The sequence below is a fragment of the Mesorhizobium sp. BH1-1-4 genome (assembly GCF_020165665.1).
Classification (GTDB): domain Bacteria; phylum Pseudomonadota; class Alphaproteobacteria; order Rhizobiales; family Rhizobiaceae; genus Mesorhizobium.
In genome coordinates this window covers 281,411-295,932 of sequence record NZ_JAIUIN010000005.1, presented here as the reverse complement: position 1 = coordinate 295,932, position 14,522 = coordinate 281,411, and the positions used below count along the sequence as shown (strand labels likewise).

At 63.2% G+C, this 14,522-nt stretch carries 18 protein-coding genes and 1 other RNA gene; 9 read left to right on the top strand and 10 right to left on the bottom strand.

Translation table 11 applies throughout. The features are described from left to right. Nucleotides 1-108 precede the first annotated feature (108 nt). Nucleotides 109-627: a dihydrofolate reductase gene (locus LB569_RS12555; protein WP_224692541.1), complete on the bottom strand. Its 519-nt coding sequence runs from the start codon at nucleotides 625-627 to the stop codon at nucleotides 109-111. Next, nucleotides 627-1,643, bottom strand: coding sequence for a DUF4424 domain-containing protein (locus LB569_RS12550; protein ID WP_224692539.1), 1,017 nt, complete (start codon nucleotides 1,641-1,643; stop codon nucleotides 627-629). Before LB569_RS12550 ends, LB569_RS12555 begins: the two co-directional genes overlap by 1 nt. Nucleotides 1,644-1,798: 155 nt before the next feature. Here LB569_RS12550 and cobF point away from each other — a divergent pair, with 155 nt between their 5' ends. Next, nucleotides 1,799-2,560, top strand: coding sequence for a precorrin-6A synthase (deacetylating) (gene cobF, locus LB569_RS12545; RefSeq protein WP_224692538.1), 762 nt, complete (start codon nucleotides 1,799-1,801; stop codon nucleotides 2,558-2,560). 64 nt (nucleotides 2,561-2,624) lie between these two features. Here cobF and LB569_RS12540 read toward each other — a convergent pair whose 3' ends face one another. From LB569_RS12540 to modA, 4 genes are all read right to left on the bottom strand, one after another. Then, nucleotides 2,625-2,966, bottom strand: coding sequence for a winged helix-turn-helix domain-containing protein (locus LB569_RS12540; RefSeq protein WP_140701847.1), 342 nt, complete (start codon nucleotides 2,964-2,966; stop codon nucleotides 2,625-2,627). Nucleotides 2,967-3,040: 74 nt separating this feature from the next. Then, on the bottom strand, nucleotides 3,041-4,153 hold the full coding sequence (gene modC / locus LB569_RS12535) for a molybdenum ABC transporter ATP-binding protein (RefSeq protein ID WP_224692536.1): 1,113 nt from the start codon (nucleotides 4,151-4,153) through the stop codon (nucleotides 3,041-3,043). After that, entirely contained in the window at nucleotides 4,150-4,854 is a 705-nt protein-coding gene (gene modB, locus LB569_RS12530; protein ID WP_224692534.1) for a molybdate ABC transporter permease subunit, read from the bottom strand. The genes modC and modB overlap by 4 nt, the downstream gene beginning before the upstream one ends. Nucleotides 4,855-4,879: 25 nt before the next feature. After that, a complete protein-coding gene (gene modA, locus LB569_RS12525) occupies nucleotides 4,880-5,674 on the bottom strand; it encodes a molybdate ABC transporter substrate-binding protein (protein WP_224692522.1) in 795 nt (264 codons plus the stop codon). Nucleotides 5,675-5,847: 173 nt separating this feature from the next. On the opposite strand from modA, the gene LB569_RS12520 reads away from it, so the two are divergent. After that, nucleotides 5,848-6,057, top strand: coding sequence for a molybdopterin-binding protein (locus LB569_RS12520; protein WP_224692520.1), 210 nt, complete (start codon nucleotides 5,848-5,850; stop codon nucleotides 6,055-6,057). A 12-nt stretch (nucleotides 6,058-6,069) separates the two neighbouring features. Here LB569_RS12520 and LB569_RS12515 read toward each other — a convergent pair whose 3' ends face one another. Together LB569_RS12515 and LB569_RS12510 are read right to left on the bottom strand one after the other, a co-directional pair. After that, on the bottom strand, nucleotides 6,070-6,864 hold the full coding sequence (locus LB569_RS12515) for a thymidylate synthase (RefSeq protein ID WP_140701852.1): 795 nt from the start codon (nucleotides 6,862-6,864) through the stop codon (nucleotides 6,070-6,072). Nucleotides 6,865-7,282: 418 nt separating this feature from the next. Then, nucleotides 7,283-7,594: a DUF2853 family protein gene (locus LB569_RS12510; protein ID WP_140701853.1), complete on the bottom strand. Its 312-nt coding sequence runs from the start codon at nucleotides 7,592-7,594 to the stop codon at nucleotides 7,283-7,285. Nucleotides 7,595-7,762: 168 nt separating this feature from the next. Between LB569_RS12510 and ssrA the strand changes: the two genes are divergently transcribed. The 3 genes from ssrA to LB569_RS12495 all read left to right on the top strand — a co-directional run bounded on the left by ssrA (nucleotide 7,763) and on the right by LB569_RS12495 (nucleotide 9,320). Beyond that, nucleotides 7,763-8,123: a transfer-messenger RNA gene (gene ssrA / locus LB569_RS12505) on the top strand. A 102-nt stretch (nucleotides 8,124-8,225) separates the two neighbouring features. Beyond that, nucleotides 8,226-8,792 (top strand): AAA family ATPase, encoded by a 567-nt coding sequence (locus tag LB569_RS12500; protein WP_140701854.1) that lies wholly within the window; start codon nucleotides 8,226-8,228, stop codon nucleotides 8,790-8,792. A 90-nt stretch (nucleotides 8,793-8,882) separates the two neighbouring features. Further along, nucleotides 8,883-9,320, top strand: coding sequence for a VOC family protein (locus LB569_RS12495; RefSeq protein WP_224692518.1), 438 nt, complete (start codon nucleotides 8,883-8,885; stop codon nucleotides 9,318-9,320). 90 nt (nucleotides 9,321-9,410) lie between these two features. Here the strand turns inward: LB569_RS12495 and LB569_RS12490 are convergent, their stop codons facing one another. After that, nucleotides 9,411-10,616 (bottom strand): multidrug effflux MFS transporter, encoded by a 1,206-nt coding sequence (locus tag LB569_RS12490; RefSeq protein WP_224692508.1) that lies wholly within the window; start codon nucleotides 10,614-10,616, stop codon nucleotides 9,411-9,413. A 185-nt stretch (nucleotides 10,617-10,801) separates the two neighbouring features. Here LB569_RS12490 and LB569_RS12485 point away from each other — a divergent pair, with 185 nt between their 5' ends. The 4 genes from LB569_RS12485 to LB569_RS12470 all read left to right on the top strand — a co-directional run bounded on the left by LB569_RS12485 (nucleotide 10,802) and on the right by LB569_RS12470 (nucleotide 12,621). Then, on the top strand, nucleotides 10,802-11,491 hold the full coding sequence (locus LB569_RS12485) for a TetR/AcrR family transcriptional regulator (protein ID WP_224540000.1): 690 nt from the start codon (nucleotides 10,802-10,804) through the stop codon (nucleotides 11,489-11,491). 146 nt (nucleotides 11,492-11,637) lie between these two features. Continuing rightward, entirely contained in the window at nucleotides 11,638-12,177 is a 540-nt protein-coding gene (locus LB569_RS12480) for an SspB family protein (RefSeq protein WP_140701858.1), read from the top strand. A 7-nt stretch (nucleotides 12,178-12,184) separates the two neighbouring features. Continuing rightward, the gene (locus LB569_RS12475; RefSeq protein ID WP_224692506.1) at nucleotides 12,185-12,394 is read left to right on the top strand and encodes a DUF4169 family protein; all 210 of its coding nucleotides are present in this window, start codon (nucleotides 12,185-12,187) and stop codon (nucleotides 12,392-12,394) included. Next, a complete protein-coding gene (locus tag LB569_RS12470; protein ID WP_140701860.1) occupies nucleotides 12,391-12,621 on the top strand; it encodes a ribbon-helix-helix domain-containing protein in 231 nt (76 codons plus the stop codon). The genes LB569_RS12475 and LB569_RS12470 overlap by 4 nt, the downstream gene beginning before the upstream one ends. Here the strand turns inward: LB569_RS12470 and LB569_RS12465 are convergent. Continuing rightward, nucleotides 12,618-14,417: a chloride channel protein gene (locus tag LB569_RS12465; protein ID WP_224692505.1), complete on the bottom strand. Its 1,800-nt coding sequence runs from the start codon at nucleotides 14,415-14,417 to the stop codon at nucleotides 12,618-12,620. The genes LB569_RS12470 and LB569_RS12465 overlap by 4 nt on opposite strands. Nucleotides 14,418-14,522 lie beyond the last annotated feature (105 nt).

The window sequence follows — 14,522 nt, the reverse complement described above, 5'->3', positions numbered from 1 at the left end:
GTTCTTCTATAGGGACGCCACGGCGCGCTTTCAACGCGATGCGCCGAAGACTTCATCCGTTTTGGGCCGGTAGCGACCCTTTGTCGTCCTTCAATGCCCTTTTTGTCTTCAAACCGTCTCGCGACGACGCTCGTAAACCGTGTAGCGCGTCGCATGGCTGTCCTTTTCGCCGGACGGAATCTCCTGCGAACTGACCACGCGCCATTTATCAGGGTCGATCGGCGGGAAATGCGCATCGCCGTCGACGGCGGCAAGGACATGGGTGACGTGCAGACGATCGGCGAGCGGCAGCGCCTGCGCATAGATCTCGCCGCCGCCGATGACGCAGACCTCGTCGATGCCGCTCATGCAGCGTCCCCGCACCTTTGCCAGCTGGATCGCCGCTTCCAGCGAGTGCGCCACCTCGACGCCCTGGGCGCGCCAGGCCTTGTCGCGGGTGACGATGATGTTCAACCGGCCCGGCAGCGGCCGGCCAATGCCTTCATAGGTCTTGCGGCCCATGATGATGGGCTTGCCCATCGTGTCGGCCTTGAAGCGCTTGAGATCGGTGGAGAGCCGCCACGGCAACCCGCCATCGCGCCCGATCACGCCGTTCTCGGCGATGGCGACATAGATCGCGACATCCATCAATTGGCATCCCCTGTGTTGCTGTCCGAAGGATTGAGGATCAGGATGTCGATGTCGTGGTCCGGATAAAAGTCGTCCGCCGTCATCTCGAAACTTGTCGGCCCGACCTTCCTGACATTGTCGCCGCAGAACGAGACCAGCGCCTTCGGGTTGCCCTTGTCGACGGTCAACTTGAATTTGCCGATGCTGCCCGTCGCCCAGTTGCCGCCGGTGGTCAGGATATAGGCGATGCGGCTTTCGTAGAATTTGGGATATCCGTCCGGATTGTCCTTCGCCGCCTTGCGCACCGCGTTCTCGAAGGTGCCGTCCATGCAATAGCGGGTCTTGTAGGCGGCGTATGAGCCCTGGAACTGGCCGTCATTGAAAAAACTGACCGATGAGGTGCCGCCGACGCTGGGCTTGTAGCGGTGCGAGACGTGAACGTCCTTGTTGGCCGGAAAGGTCGAGCGCCACCAATAGGTCGAGCGCAACTGCCAAAACGGCGCATAAGCCTGTTTCTGGCCGCCACTATCGGCTCCCGGATCCTCGATGATGATGCCGCGGCCGACCCAGTCGTCGGCCACCGCTTGCGGCAGCTTCGCCAATGCTGCCTTGGCGGCATCGCCGAACGGGTTGAACGGCACGTTCTGGGCCTTCAAATCGGCGCCGATGTCGATGCCGAGAGCGAACACCTTCTGCTCGAGTTGCGGCTTTGCCGGCGCTCCGTCGATCGTCACCTCGAAGCCGAGGAAATTGTCGCTCTGGTTTTCCGGGATTGCCGGCATCTCTTCGGGATCGCCCGAAATGTCGGGCATCGGGAAGGCGACGATCGCCTCGACATCCTTGTCGGTGTTGTTGTGGAAGACGTAGTCGACCGTCACCTTTTCAGGCGAGATGAAGAGGTCCTCGCTTTGCATCGCCACGGCATCGCTGCGCGACAGGATCAGGCCGCCGGTGCCGAGCTCTGCGATCGAGTCGTTGGCCAGGGCAGGCGCGGCCGAAAGCGCCAACGCCAAAATCAAACCATATCGCAACATCGAAGCCCCCCTCGGCTGGAATGCCTGGATGACCCTAGCTGTTTCAATGTGGCGTTTCAAAGCCCTTCCACGACAGTCCTCAGGTCTGACACGGGGCGGTCTGGACACGCGGGCGGTCTGGACTAACAGGTTGCGATCGGGCAGGAGTGCGCCGCATGCGCAAGCTTCTCGTCATCGGCATCGGCGCCGGCAATCCCGACCACATGACCGTGCAGGCCATAACAGGCCTGAACAGGGCGGACGTCCTGTTTATTCCGGACAAAGGCGCCAGGAAGAATGACCTTGCCGACCTGCGGCGCGAGATCTGCGACCGCTTCGTCACCAATCCGGCCTCACGCCGCGTCGAGTTCGACGTGCCGGTGCGCGCCGAACCAACGTCTTCCTATCGCTCGACCGTCGACGATTGGCACGAAGCCATCGCGGCCATCTACGAGGGCCTGATCCGCGACGAGATTGCCGGGGATGGCTGCGGCGCTTTCCTGATCTGGGGCGATCCCTCGCTTTACGACAGCGCCCTGCGCATCCTGGAGCGGGTTCGCCTGAGGGGCAATGTCGCCTTCGACCTCGAAGTCATCCCCGGCATAACAGCCATCCAGGCGCTGGCCGCCAGCCACAAGACGGCACTGAACCGCATCGGCGATTCCGTGCTGGTCACCACCGGCCGCCGCCTGGCCGAGGAAGGCATGCCGGACAATGCCGGCAGCGCGATCGTCATGCTGGACGGCAAATGCGCCTTCAACACGCTTCCCGACCAGGATCTTTTCATCCAATGGGGCGCCTATCTCGGCACGCCGGATGAAATCATCATTTCCGGCCGCCTCGGCGATGTCGGTGAAGAGATCAAAAAGCGCCGCGAGGAAGCCCGCGAGGAGAAGGGCTGGATCATGGATACGTATTTGCTGAGAAAGCAGGAGTAATGGGTAGTGAGTAGTGAGTAGCGAGGCCGCCTAATTCCCTACTGACTACTGACTACTGACTACTCTACCCCGCCTCGATCTCCGCCTGCAGTGCATCCATATGCGTCGCCGCCGCCGCGCTCGCCGCGCGTTCGATGGCGCGAAAACGGCTGACCACGGCCAGGCCGACCGTCGTCAGCTGCGCGCCGCCTCCCTTGCGGCCGCCGGTCTGCGCCGCCACCAGCGGCTTGCCGAACACCCGGTTCATGTCCTCGACCAGATCCCAGGCGTGCTTATAGGACATCTCCATGCCGCGCGCGGCGGCCGAGATTGAGCCGAAGGTGGCGATGTGCTCCAGGAGCTCGATCTTGCCAGGACCTATCCGTCCGTCCGGATCGAGATTTATCCGCAGGCTCAGCGATGGCATTTATGGTCCTCCACGGTCGCTTCAGTCTCGGCAACCGTTATTCCAAAACAATATAGCGCCGATCGCTGCCCCTGTCAGCCGTCGGCCCCGAGCGGCAAGCCGGCGCCGGTGTTGGCGCGGTCGAAGCTCACGGTCTTGACCACCGCGAAAACCTTGCCGCCGAGCCGCAGCTTCAGCGCCTGCCGCGACTGTTCGGTGATGCGGGCGAGCACGGTTGCGCCATTGCAGTCGATGCCGACCTCGACCGTCGGCCCCTCGCCCGGGCTGATCGCGACAATCGTGCCGGGCAGGATGTTGAGGGCGCTGAGGCCCGTCGGTTTCTCCGTGGCGATCATCACGTCGCGGGCGCGAATGCGGATACGCACCGAAGCCCCGGGCCTCATTTCAAGGCGCGGCACGCGGATCTCGCCGGCGGCCGAGCCGAGCACGGTCATGCCGAAAGCCTCGTCGTGACGCAGCACCTTGGTGTCCAGCACCGACCCACCCTCGCCGCGCTCCTCGGCCGGCAGCAGGTCGAGCCTTTGCATGACAGCCTCGGTCGGACCGCTGGCCGTGACCTTGCCCCGCGCCAGCATCACCACGTCGCTCGCCAGCCGGGCCACCTCGGCAACCGAATGGCTGACATAGACGATCGGGATCTTCGTCTCGTCGCGCAGCCGCTCGATATAGGGCAGGATCTCGGCCTTGCGCGCTTCGTCGAGCGAGGCCAACGGCTCGTCCATGAGCAGCAGCCTTGGGCTCGCAAGCAGCGCCCGGCCGATCGCCACCCGCTGTTTCTCGCCGCCCGAGAGCTTTGCCGGGCGCCTGTTCAGCAACGGCCCGATGCCGAGCAGTTCGACGACAGCGTCCACATCCGCGTAGCGTTCCGCCGCCGGCGTGAACCAGCGGCCGTAGCGCAGATTGCTCATCACGCTCATATGTGGAAACAGGCGTGCGTCCTGGAACACCATGCCGATGCGGCGCTTGTGCCTTGGTACGAAAATGCCGGCACCGGTGTCGACCAGCACGCGGCCATCGACCTCGATGCGGCCCTTGTCGGGCCGGATCAGCCCGGCGATCATATTGATCAGCGTCGTCTTGCCGGAGCCCGAGGGTCCAAACAGCGCCGTCAGCCGCCCGGCGCTCTCGAAACGGGCGTCGATGGCGAAATCGCCAAGCCGGTGGCTGATGTCGACAAGCACGCTCATTCGATGTCCATCCGCCGCCCGACGCGCCGCGCCAGCACTTCCGAGGCGACCAGGGCCGCCATCGAGATGACGATGGAAATCAGCGTCAGCCGCAGCGCCCCTTCATCGCCGCCCGGCACCTGGGTGAAGGTGTAGATCGCCGACGGCAGCGTCTGCGTCTCGCCGGGGATGTTGGAGACAAAAGTGATGGTCGCGCCGAACTCGCCCATCGCCTTGGCGAACGACAGGATGGCGCCGGCAATCAGCCCGGGCAGGATCAGCGGCAGCGTGATGGTGCCGAACACCCACAAAGGGTTGGCGCCGAGCGTGCCCGCCGCCGCCTCCATCTTGCGGTCGACCGCCTCGATCGACAGCCGGATCGCCCGCACCATCAGGGGAAAGCCCATGACGCCGCAGGTGAGCGCCGCGCCCGTCCAGCGAAACGAGAAGACGATGCCGAAATGGTCGGCCAGGAAGGCGCCGGCCGGACCGCGTTTACCGAAAGCCAGAAGCAGGAGATAACCGGTCACCACGGGCGGCAGGATCAGAGGCAGGTGCACCAGCCCGTTGAGCAGTGTCTTGCCCCAGAATTTCCCCCGGGCAAGCAGCAGTGCGATCGCTATGCCCGGCGGCAGGCTGGCGAGCATCGCCACCGTCGCCACCTTGATGGACAGCCGGACCGCATTCCATTCGTCGGGAGTGAGGTCCAGCAGCCAGTTCATCGTGCGGTATCAGGGCCTTTCGAACTCAGTTGCTCGGCGTGAGCACGGTAAAACCCTGTTCCTTGAAGAGCGTGCCGGCCTTGGCGGACTGCAGGCATTTCAGGAAGGCCGGCGTTTCCTTGTCCTTCGAATCGGCGGTCTGGGCAACCGGATAGATGATCGGCGGATGTGAATCCTCGGGGAAGGTGCCGACCACCTTGACGCCCTTTTCGGCATGCGCATCGGTGGCATAGACGATGCCGAGGGCGGCCTCGCCCGTCGACACCAGTTTCAGCGCCGCACGCACATTCTCGGCCTGCGCAACCTTGGCCTCGACCGAGGACCAGACGCCGAGCGATTCGAGTGCAGCCTTGCCGTATTTGCCGGCCGGCACCGCCTTGAAGTCGCCCATGGCGAGCTTGCCGTCGCCAACCAGCTTGGCGAGGTCGAAACCCTTCTCGATCTTGGTTTCGACCGTCGAGTCCTTCGGCGCCACCAGCACGATCTCGTTGCCGAGCAGCTTCACTTCGGTGTCGGGCTTGGTCAGCTTCTTGTCGGAGAGATATTTCATCCAGTCGAGATCGGCCGAGATGAAGACATCGGCCGGTGCGCCGCCCTCGATCTGCTTGGCCAATGCCGAACTCGCGGCATAGGAAACGGTCGCGGCCTCGCCGACATCGGCCTTGCAAGCCTTGTTGACCGCGTCGAGCGCATCCTTGAGGCTGGCTGCGGCAAACACCACCACCTTGTCCTCCGCGTGCGCTGCCGGCACCGTGGCCATGAATGTCGCTGCAAAACCGCCAATGGCGATCGCCCTCAACCCGAAACCTATGCGCGTCATTGAAAACTCTCCCTGGGTCCAAATCCGATCGGCTCGAAGCCTGTGAACCGATATATCCGCATGGATATAACAAGGGAAGGCCCGCCCCGCCGAAACGCCATCTGGTCTTGTGGGTGGCGCGGCGCGATTGTTCTGATAAGACGACCGCGGAACAGACCGCGAAAGGAACGCCAATGAAGATCAGCGCCCGCAACGTCCTCAAGGGGACGATCACCGAAATCGTAAAGGGAGCCACCACCTCGCATGTCCGGATCGACATCGGTGGCGGCACTGTCGTCACCGCCTCGATCACCAACGAGGCCGTCGCCGATCTCGAGCTTGAAAAGGGCAAGCAGGCCTATGCCGTGGTCAAGGCCTCGGACGTGATGGTCGGCATCGATTGAGAAAGCCGCGGCTCAGACCGCGATGGGCGCCTTGATCGAGGCGTCGGCGACGTAGTTTTCCAGGCGGAAATCCTCGAAGCGGAAAGCGAACAGGTCTTTCACGTCAGGATTGATCCACATCGTCGGCAGCGCCCTCGGCGTGCGCCGCAACTGTTCGCGCGCCTGCTCGAAATGGTTCGAGTAGAGATGGGCGTCGCCGAGCGTGTGGACGAAATCACCCGGCTTCAGCCCGGTCACCCGCGCTACCATCAGCGTCAGCAGCGCATAGGACGCGATGTTGAACGGCACGCCGAGGAAGATATCTGCGGAGCGCTGGTAGAGCTGGCAGGAAAGCCTGCCCTCCGAGACGTAAAATTGGAACAGGCAGTGGCAGGGCGGCAGCGCCATGGCTTCCACCTCGGCGGGATTCCAGGCCGAGACGATCAGCCGCCGCGACTGAGGATTGCGGCGTATCTCCTTGAGAAGATTGGCAATCTGGTCGATCGAGCCGCCATGACCGTCCGGCCAGGACCGCCACTGCTTGCCATAGACCGGACCGAGGTCGCCATTCTCGTCGGCCCATTCGTCCCAGATCGTAACGCCGTTGTCGGTCAGATATTTGATGTTGGTGTCGCCGGCCAGGAACCACAGCAACTCATGGATGATCGACTTCAGATGCAGCTTCTTGGTGGTGGTGACGGGGAAGCCACGCGCCAAGTCGAAGCGCATCTGGTAGCCGAACACGGAGCGCGTGCCGGTGCCGGTGCGGTCGCCGCGATCGGCGCCGTTTTCCAACACATGCTGCAAGAGGTCGAGATACTGGCGCATCGGTTCCGGCTCGATTCGAGTGTTTGGGCATTATAGCGCCAGACCGGCGGCCGAACACAGCAAAACGGTACAAAGCGACGCTTGCCCCACCACTCTTTCCAGCGTCTGCGCTGCCCCTCATTGCCCTGCCGGGCATTTCTCCCCGTATTGTGACGGAGAGAAAGAAGCTGGCCGCTACGCTGGCGCCCTTTTTGCAACGTTGGTCATTGGCGAAATCATCGATGGCAGATCCCCTCTCCCGTCACTATACGGGGAGTTGAGGAATGGTCCGCGTAGCGGGCGAAAAGCCAACTGCTTGGCTTTTCGAATGACGGGTGCCGGCAGGCAGGTGAGGGGCGGCGCAAACCCCGACAAAGCAAAAATAAAAGCTGGAGCGGCTATTCTGCCGTACCAGCCTTCGCAAACTGATGCGCGAGCGTCACAGGGAAGCGAGCTTGCCCAGATCCTTGGCCACCAGATAGTAGAAGGTCACGCGGCCCTTGCTGTGATCCGCGGCCATCGCCTTGCAGGTCTTCTCGATCGCCGCATCGGCCTTCGCCCCGTCGCTGACGCCGAGCTTCTTGGCCACCCAGCTCTCCTTGACGCGCTCGAGCTCCTTCGGGTCCGTGCAGGACACCAGCGAGGAGTCGCGGTTCCTGAGCGCAATGCCCAGATGCTTGACGATCTTTTCGACCACGTCGGCGCTTGCCGCGCCGTCATACTTCTTCACATCCGCAAGATAGTCGGCCATCAAAAATTCCCCTCGTCGGCGCCACCGATCCGATCGATGAGGGCTGTGGCGCGCTTCGCAATTTGTGCGCTAGGTCGGTAACTCCTCACCGCCGCAAAGCTTCGGTTGAGACCGCGCCCAAGTCAACCCATGCCGTCGCGATTTGACACAGGCACAAAGCCCCATTGCGGTCTTTCATTTCTCGCCGCCACCCCCTATATTCGTTTTGTCGGCTTGACCGACTATGGCGATAAATGGGCGATGAAATAAGCCGTTCGGACCCGGGGGCGGTACCCGGCGCCTCCACCAAAAGCCGCTGTCGAGGACAGAGCGGTTTTTGATGGGGGCGAAATAGGATCGACGAAGGTGTAAAGATCGTACTTTTGCCCGGCATTGTACCACCGTCATCGGGCTAAACTTATAGTTGCCAACGACAACTATGCGGAAGCACGTCTCGCTGCTTAATGCAGTGCGATAGCTTCAAATCAAGCCCTAGGGGTTCGCACTTCTAGGCGGGGTTCGGAGGTACCTGGCAACAGAAACCTCCACTTCTCCCCTCTCGATATCATCACGCAACGGCAGGCTCGCACCGGCCGGCTTCGCATGGCCGTTGGGGCGCGAAACCGTCGCGCATTCTCCCCATGGACAAGAGATGCAAAACGATCTCGATCGATTCTTCGTGCTGACCGGCGGTCCGGGTTCCGGCAAGACCACTTTGATCGAAGCCTTGCGTCGAGCAGGCTTTGCGACATCCGTCGAGGCGGGACGCGGCATCATCCGAGACCAATCCGCCATCGGTGGAACGGCCCTGCCCTGGAGCGATCGCGCATTGTTCGCCGAACTGATGCTGTCTTGGGAGATGCGCTCGTATCGGAATGCGAGCGAACAGGAAGGGCCCGTCTTTTTCGACCGCGGCGTGGCCGACACGCTCGGCTACCTCAGGCTTTGCGGCCTGCCGGTGCCCGATCATGCCGTCAACGCGGCGGAAAAAATCCGCTATGCGCGCCGCGTCTTCATTGCCCCACCCTGGCCGGAAATCTTCGCGCAGGACGAAGAACGCAAGCAAACGCTCGACGAGGCCGAGCGCACCTATCACGCGCTGGTCGGCGTCTACACGGAACTGGGCTATGAACTGGTGACCTTGCCGCTTGCCCCAGTCGAGGAACGTATACGCTTCCTCCTCGACGCTGCTGGATTGCCGCCGACGTCGCGGACATAAAGAGGTCGGAGAAATCCGGCCCTTTCCTGTGCGTTGTTGGACCAGGCGATGCCTTGTAGACTGAAACGACACCCCTTGGAGATCGGAAATATGGCGCTCAAGCGAATGGACAACGTAGGAATCGTCGTCGAGGACCTCGCGGCGACGATTGATTTCTTTCGCGAACTCGGCCTCGAACTCGAAGGGCGGGCCACGGTCGAAGGAGAATGGGCCGGGCGTGTCACCGGACTGGGCGATCAGCATGTCGAGATCGCCATGATGCGTACGCCGGACGGCCACAGCCGGCTGGAGCTCTCCCGCTTCCACAGGCCGACCGTCGTCGAGGATCACCGGAATGCCCCGGTCAACGCATTGGGCTACCTGCGCGTCATGTTCACCGTGGACGACATCGACGCTACGCTTGAAAGGCTCCGCACGCGCGGCGCGCAGCTCGTGGGCGAAGTGGTCGAATACCAGGACGTGTATCGGCTCTGCTATATCCGTGGGCCTGGCGGGCTTCTCATCGGCCTCGCCCAGGAACTTCGCTGAGCGCGTCAGCCAGACAGCAGTCTTGTGCGGGATGCCCTGCCCAAGAAAGGCCGGGATCGACCCGGCCTTTCCCGCTTCAGTGAGCTGTGCCTATTCCGCCGGCGCTTCGACGGCTTCCCGCGAACGGCCCAGGGTGAGCTTCGCCAGTGCGAACGAAATCACCGCGCACAGCGTGATGCCGGCGACCATCGGCAGCGGCGTGCCGTCGAAGAACACGCCGGCAACGCCCATGGCGAGCGCGCCGATGGCAAAATGCAGCGTGCCCATCAGCGCCGACGCCGTGCCGGCGATCTCGCCATGCTCTTCCATCGCCAGCACCGACGTGGTCGGGATAACGAGGCCAAGGAAGCCGTAGCCGACGAACAGCAGCGCCGCCATCACGTCGAGCCTGTCGACACCGGAAGCCATGATCGCGAACAGCGCCACCATCGTCGTGGCATAGCCGGTCACCGCCACCCACACCACGCGCTTCAGCCCGAAGCGTTCCGAAAGCAGGCCGGTCAACTGCGACATGCCGATGAAGGCGACCGCGTTGATCGAGAAGAACACGCTGTAGACCGAAGGCGACAGCCCGTAATGGTCGATCAGGATGAAGGACGAACTCGACAGATAGACAAAGAAGCTCGCAATGCCGAAGCCGGCGATCGACACCAGGCCAAGGAAGTTGCGGTCGCCCATCAGGAAGCGGTAGCCGGCAAGCGCGGTGCCGAAGGAGGACCCGACGCGCTCTTCCGCCGGCCGCGTCTCCTTGAGCGAGGTCGCGAGCAGGATGGTGGCAAGCACCGCCGCACCCGTCACCGTCCAGAACACGGCGCGCCAGCCGAAATTCTCGATGATCTGGCTGCCGGTCAGCGGCGCCAGGATCGGCGACACCGAGAACACCAGCATCAAGAGCGACATCAGCCTGGCGGCCTCGTTGCCGGTGTGCAGGTCGCGCACGATGGCGCGCGGAATGGCCATGCCGGCACTGGCGCCAAGCCCCTGCAGGAAGCGGAAGGCGATCAGCCACTCGATGGTCGGCGCCATTGCCGAGCCGATGCCGCCGGCCATGAACAGCGCCAGGCCGCCATAGAGCGGCAGCTTGCGGCCGACCATGTCGGAGATCGGCCCGACGACGATCTGGCCGAAACCCATCGACAGGAAGAAGATCAAAAGGCTCATCTGCACGGCGGCGGTGCCGGCATGCAGATCGGTGCCGATCGACGGCAGCGCGGGCAGATACATGTCGATTGCGAACGGGCCGATGGCGGACAACAGGCCGAGCACGACCGCGATGCGGAGGAATTTGGGACTCATGATATTGGCTTCTTTCGAATCTGGTTGCCGCCGCCAGGCGACGTCTGACCCCAGGACGTTCCATCCCGTGGAGTTCCGACTCCTGGAGCGAATTTATTCGTCCCTTTGGAGTGAAACCCCTTATATCGTGTCCACAAATTTAGACACTCTTGTCCAAATCGTCAATCACCTCTATATAGATTTCCATGAGACCGGGCGTTTCTCCTGACACTTTTCCGCCACGCGGCCACGAGGCCAAGCGCATGTCGATCGTCGACGCCGCCGCCGGCGTGTTCTGCCGCGAGGGTTTCGCCGGCGCCAATATCGACCTGATCGCGGCCGAGGCCGGCGTTTCGCGCCAGACCGTCTATAACCACCATGGCGACAAGGAAAAGCTGTTCATCGCCGTGGTGCGCGACCTGACCGAGCGCTGCAACGCCGGCATTTTCGCCACCATCGCCACCTTTCCCGACCAGCCTGGGGATCTCGAGGCCGACCTGATCGCTTTTGCGGTTCGGCTGAACCAGAACTGCATCTGCAACCGCGACGGAAAATTCCTGCGCAAGCTGATCCAGACCGAGGGTGAGCGCTATCCGGAGCTGTTTGCCGAGTGGCGCGAACAGGGGCCTGGCAGGACATGGCCGGCAATAGCCGCCCGTTTCGCCCGCCTCGCCTATGGCGGCCATCTCACGATCGACGATCCCGACGTGGCGGCGCGCCAGTTCCTCGGCCTCGTCAATGCCGAATTGCAGACCACCTTCATGCTCGGCGGCACGCCGAGCGAGGATGAAGTGGTGCAGTCGGCGACATCAGGCGTGCGCACCTTCCTGCGCGCTTTCGGCAAGCGCCCTTCCCCGACCAGCGTCAAAAGACACACTGCGCTGGCTAACGCATAACATTTGCGGTTGCGGCGAAGCCGCCTTGCCGATCAAATCATTTGCAATAGTCCTGGCTTCGGCGCGGCGGCGATCTATATCAGGTTTACGCCGCCCTCAAGCTTGATTACAGCTATGCGGACGATTCAACGGAACCCGACCACCTCATGGCCGACGACCACATCCGCTACGACATTCTGGCCCAGGAGGCGTTGCGCGGCGTCATGCGCAAGGTCCTGGCCGAGGTCGCGCGCACCGGCCTCCCCGGCAACCATCATTTCTTCATCACCTTTCTGACCGGCGCGCCCGGCGTGCGCGTCTCGTCGCGGCTGCGCGAGCGCTATCCCGAGCAGATGACCATTGTCATCCAGTTCCAGTATTGGGATCTGAAGGTCACCGACACCGGCTTCGAGGTCGGCCTCTCCTTCTCCGACGTGCCGGAGAAACTCGAAATCCCGTTCTCGGCCGTGCGCGGCTTCTATGATCCCTCGGTCAATTTCGAGCTCGAATTCGACGTCAAGACCGATGCGCAGCCCGAAGAGGAACCGGCCGCACCGGCGCCCGAACCGCTGACCATCGTCTCCGAGAAGAAGCCGAAGGCGGACAAGAAGGCCGCCGCCGCAGAACCGGAAAAGAAGCCCACCGCCGCCGATGCCGGCACCAAGGGCGCCGAAGTGGTTTCGCTCGACGCCTTCCGCAAGAAATAGGCTTGGGATGGCCGACATCGTCAACCTTCGTCAGGCTCGCAAGCAGAAGGCACGGGCAGGCAAGGAACAGACGGCCAGCGAGAATCGCGCGTTGCACGGCCGCACCAAGGCCGAAAAGCAACGCGACCGCCTGATCGCCGACAAGAGCGCAACGTTCGTCGCCGGGCATCATCGCGAAAAGTCCGGCGAAACGAGCGAGCCCAGTGACGGTCAATGAGCGCCGTCGAAAAACGCTCGGTGACCATTCGCGGCCATCGCACCAGCTATTCCCTCGAAAAGCCTTTCCATGACGATCTCGTGGCGATGGCGGCGGCAAGGAAGCTGACGCTCGCCGCCCTGGTCGCCGAAGTCGACGAAACGCGGCCCCGCGACACCAACCTGTCCTCGGCGCTCAGGCTGCGTGTCCTGGAGTGGGCAAAGCGTGGCGCAGCCGGCGAGGTTTAAGAAGAAACCTCGCCTTCCTCTTTCCGGCGTCTGCTGCCGAAGCCAAGCAAGGTCGAGCGTTCGCGCTCCTCGGCCTGCTTGCGCGAGCGCACCCGCATAAGATCCTTCCACCCGACATAGCCGACCAGTTGCTGGTCTTCCCGGCTGACGACCGGCAGGTGCGATACATTGGCCATCAACAATTTGTCCGACAGCCATTCCAGATATTCGTCGGGATAGGCGAGCGTTACCTTGCTGCCGTTAAGCAGTTCGCCGAGCGTCGTCGTCCGGTGCTTGCCGGCACGGCGCCAGCGCAGGATCGCCGGCGGATCGATGAGGCCGAGCACCTGCCTGTTTTCGTCAATCACGGGAAAGCTCGGATGCCGGGTTTCCGGTGCGGTCAGGAAGGCGGCCGCCCCATGCAGCGTCATCGTCGCCGGCACGCTCTCGACCTCTGACGTCATCACCTCTCGCACCCTGGTCAGCGCGAAGGGGTCGACGCGATATTCGCGCACAAGGTGATGTCCTCGCCTGGCGATCTTCTCGGTCAGGATCGAACGCTTCATCAACAGCACGGTGACCGCGTGCGCCGCGGCACAGGCCGCGATCAGCGGCACCAGCACATGCGTGTTGCCGGTCAGCTCGACGGCGAAGAAAGTGGCCGTCAGCGGCGCGCGCATCGTGCCGCCCATGGTGGCGGCCATGGCCAGCAGCGCCCAGAAGCCCGGGTCCGCCGCCGGCAGGACCCCGGCTAGCACCGCCCCCATTGCCCCGCCCATTATCAACAGCGGCGCAAGCACGCCGCCCGAGGTCCCCGAACCGAGCGCCACGGACCAGATGACCGCCTTGACCACCAAAAGCAGCAGCGCCGCGGTGGCGATCGTGCGGCCGTCCAGCATGTCGGCGATGTTGTCATAGCCGACGCCGAGCGCCCGAGGGTCGATCAGGCCGCCTATGCCGACCGCAAGGCCGCCGAGCATCGGCCACCACATCCAGTGGATCGGCAGCTTCTGGAAGCCGTCCTCGCAGGCATAGACCATCTGCGTCAGCAGCCCGGACAAAAGACCCGCGCAAATGCCGACCAGCACCCAGCCGCCAAGGTCGAGGAAGGAAATCGCCATGCCGCCCTGGAACGGAAAGATCGGCCCCGGCATGTGCAGCACCGTGCGCTCCACCTCCGCCACGATGGCCGCCACCGCCACTGGAATGAAGCTGCGCGGCGTCCATTCGAACAGGAGCAGTTCCACCGCCAGCATGATGGCGGCGATCGGCGTGCCGAACACGGTGGTCATGCCCGCCGCCGCACCCGCCACCAGCAGCGTCTTGCGCTCGTTGTCGCTGACCGGCAGCATCTGCGCGATCAGCGAGCCGATGGCGCCGCCGGTCATGATGATCGGACCCTCGGCGCCGAACGGCCCGCCGGAGCCGATCGAGATCGCCGACGACAGCGGCTTCAGGATCGCCACCTTGGCGTCGAGCCTGGAGCGCCCGAGCAGGATCGCCTCGATGGCTTCGGGAATGCCGTGGCCGCGGATCTTCTCGCTGCCATATCTAGCCATCAGGCCAATGATCAGCGCGCCGATGACCGGAACGATGACGGCGGCGAGCCCGAGCGGCGTATCCTGCAGCTTCAGCTCGGCAAGCGAGAACTGGCCGAAATAGGCGATGTTGGTCGCCAGCCGTATCAGCTTCAGAAGCGCGATGCCGGCAAACAGCCCCGCGGTCGCCACCACCACCGCTATCGCGGCGACGAGCAGCACCCTGGCATCCGTGGTGAAATCCCTGAGATGACCGGGATTGGAATTGTGGGTCTTCATGGTGGCTTTGCTTCCTGGCGGCGGCCGTGTCTGGTTTTGCGGCACGGTCGAAGTGGCCAGCCGGCTGTCGGTCGGCTATGTATCGTAACACGATATATCTGTTCA

Bases quoted from the DNA above. Each gene is read 5' to 3' on its own strand.
- LB569_RS12555 (WP_224692541.1), bottom strand. From the start codon at position 627: ATGGATGTCGCGATCTATGTCGCCATCGCCGAGAACGGCGTGATCGGG.
- LB569_RS12550 (WP_224692539.1), bottom strand. From the start codon at position 1,643: ATGTTGCGATATGGTTTGATTTTGGCGTTGGCGCTTTCGGCCGCGCCT.
- cobF (WP_224692538.1), top strand. From the start codon at position 1,799: ATGCGCAAGCTTCTCGTCATCGGCATCGGCGCCGGCAATCCCGACCAC.
- LB569_RS12540 (WP_140701847.1), bottom strand. From the start codon at position 2,966: ATGCCATCGCTGAGCCTGCGGATAAATCTCGATCCGGACGGACGGATA.
- modC (WP_224692536.1), bottom strand. From the start codon at position 4,153: ATGAGCGTGCTTGTCGACATCAGCCACCGGCTTGGCGATTTCGCCATC.
- modB (WP_224692534.1), bottom strand. From the start codon at position 4,854: ATGAACTGGCTGCTGGACCTCACTCCCGACGAATGGAATGCGGTCCGG.
- modA (WP_224692522.1), bottom strand. From the start codon at position 5,674: ATGACGCGCATAGGTTTCGGGTTGAGGGCGATCGCCATTGGCGGTTTT.
- LB569_RS12520 (WP_224692520.1), top strand. From the start codon at position 5,848: ATGAAGATCAGCGCCCGCAACGTCCTCAAGGGGACGATCACCGAAATC.
- LB569_RS12515 (WP_140701852.1), bottom strand. From the start codon at position 6,864: ATGCGCCAGTATCTCGACCTCTTGCAGCATGTGTTGGAAAACGGCGCC.
- LB569_RS12510 (WP_140701853.1), bottom strand. From the start codon at position 7,594: ATGGCCGACTATCTTGCGGATGTGAAGAAGTATGACGGCGCGGCAAGC.
- LB569_RS12500 (WP_140701854.1), top strand. From the start codon at position 8,226: ATGCAAAACGATCTCGATCGATTCTTCGTGCTGACCGGCGGTCCGGGT.
- LB569_RS12495 (WP_224692518.1), top strand. From the start codon at position 8,883: ATGGCGCTCAAGCGAATGGACAACGTAGGAATCGTCGTCGAGGACCTC.
- LB569_RS12490 (WP_224692508.1), bottom strand. From the start codon at position 10,616: ATGAGTCCCAAATTCCTCCGCATCGCGGTCGTGCTCGGCCTGTTGTCC.
- LB569_RS12485 (WP_224540000.1), top strand. From the start codon at position 10,802: ATGAGACCGGGCGTTTCTCCTGACACTTTTCCGCCACGCGGCCACGAG.
- LB569_RS12480 (WP_140701858.1), top strand. From the start codon at position 11,638: ATGGCCGACGACCACATCCGCTACGACATTCTGGCCCAGGAGGCGTTG.
- LB569_RS12475 (WP_224692506.1), top strand. From the start codon at position 12,185: ATGGCCGACATCGTCAACCTTCGTCAGGCTCGCAAGCAGAAGGCACGG.
- LB569_RS12470 (WP_140701860.1), top strand. From the start codon at position 12,391: ATGAGCGCCGTCGAAAAACGCTCGGTGACCATTCGCGGCCATCGCACC.
- LB569_RS12465 (WP_224692505.1), bottom strand. From the start codon at position 14,417: ATGAAGACCCACAATTCCAATCCCGGTCATCTCAGGGATTTCACCACG.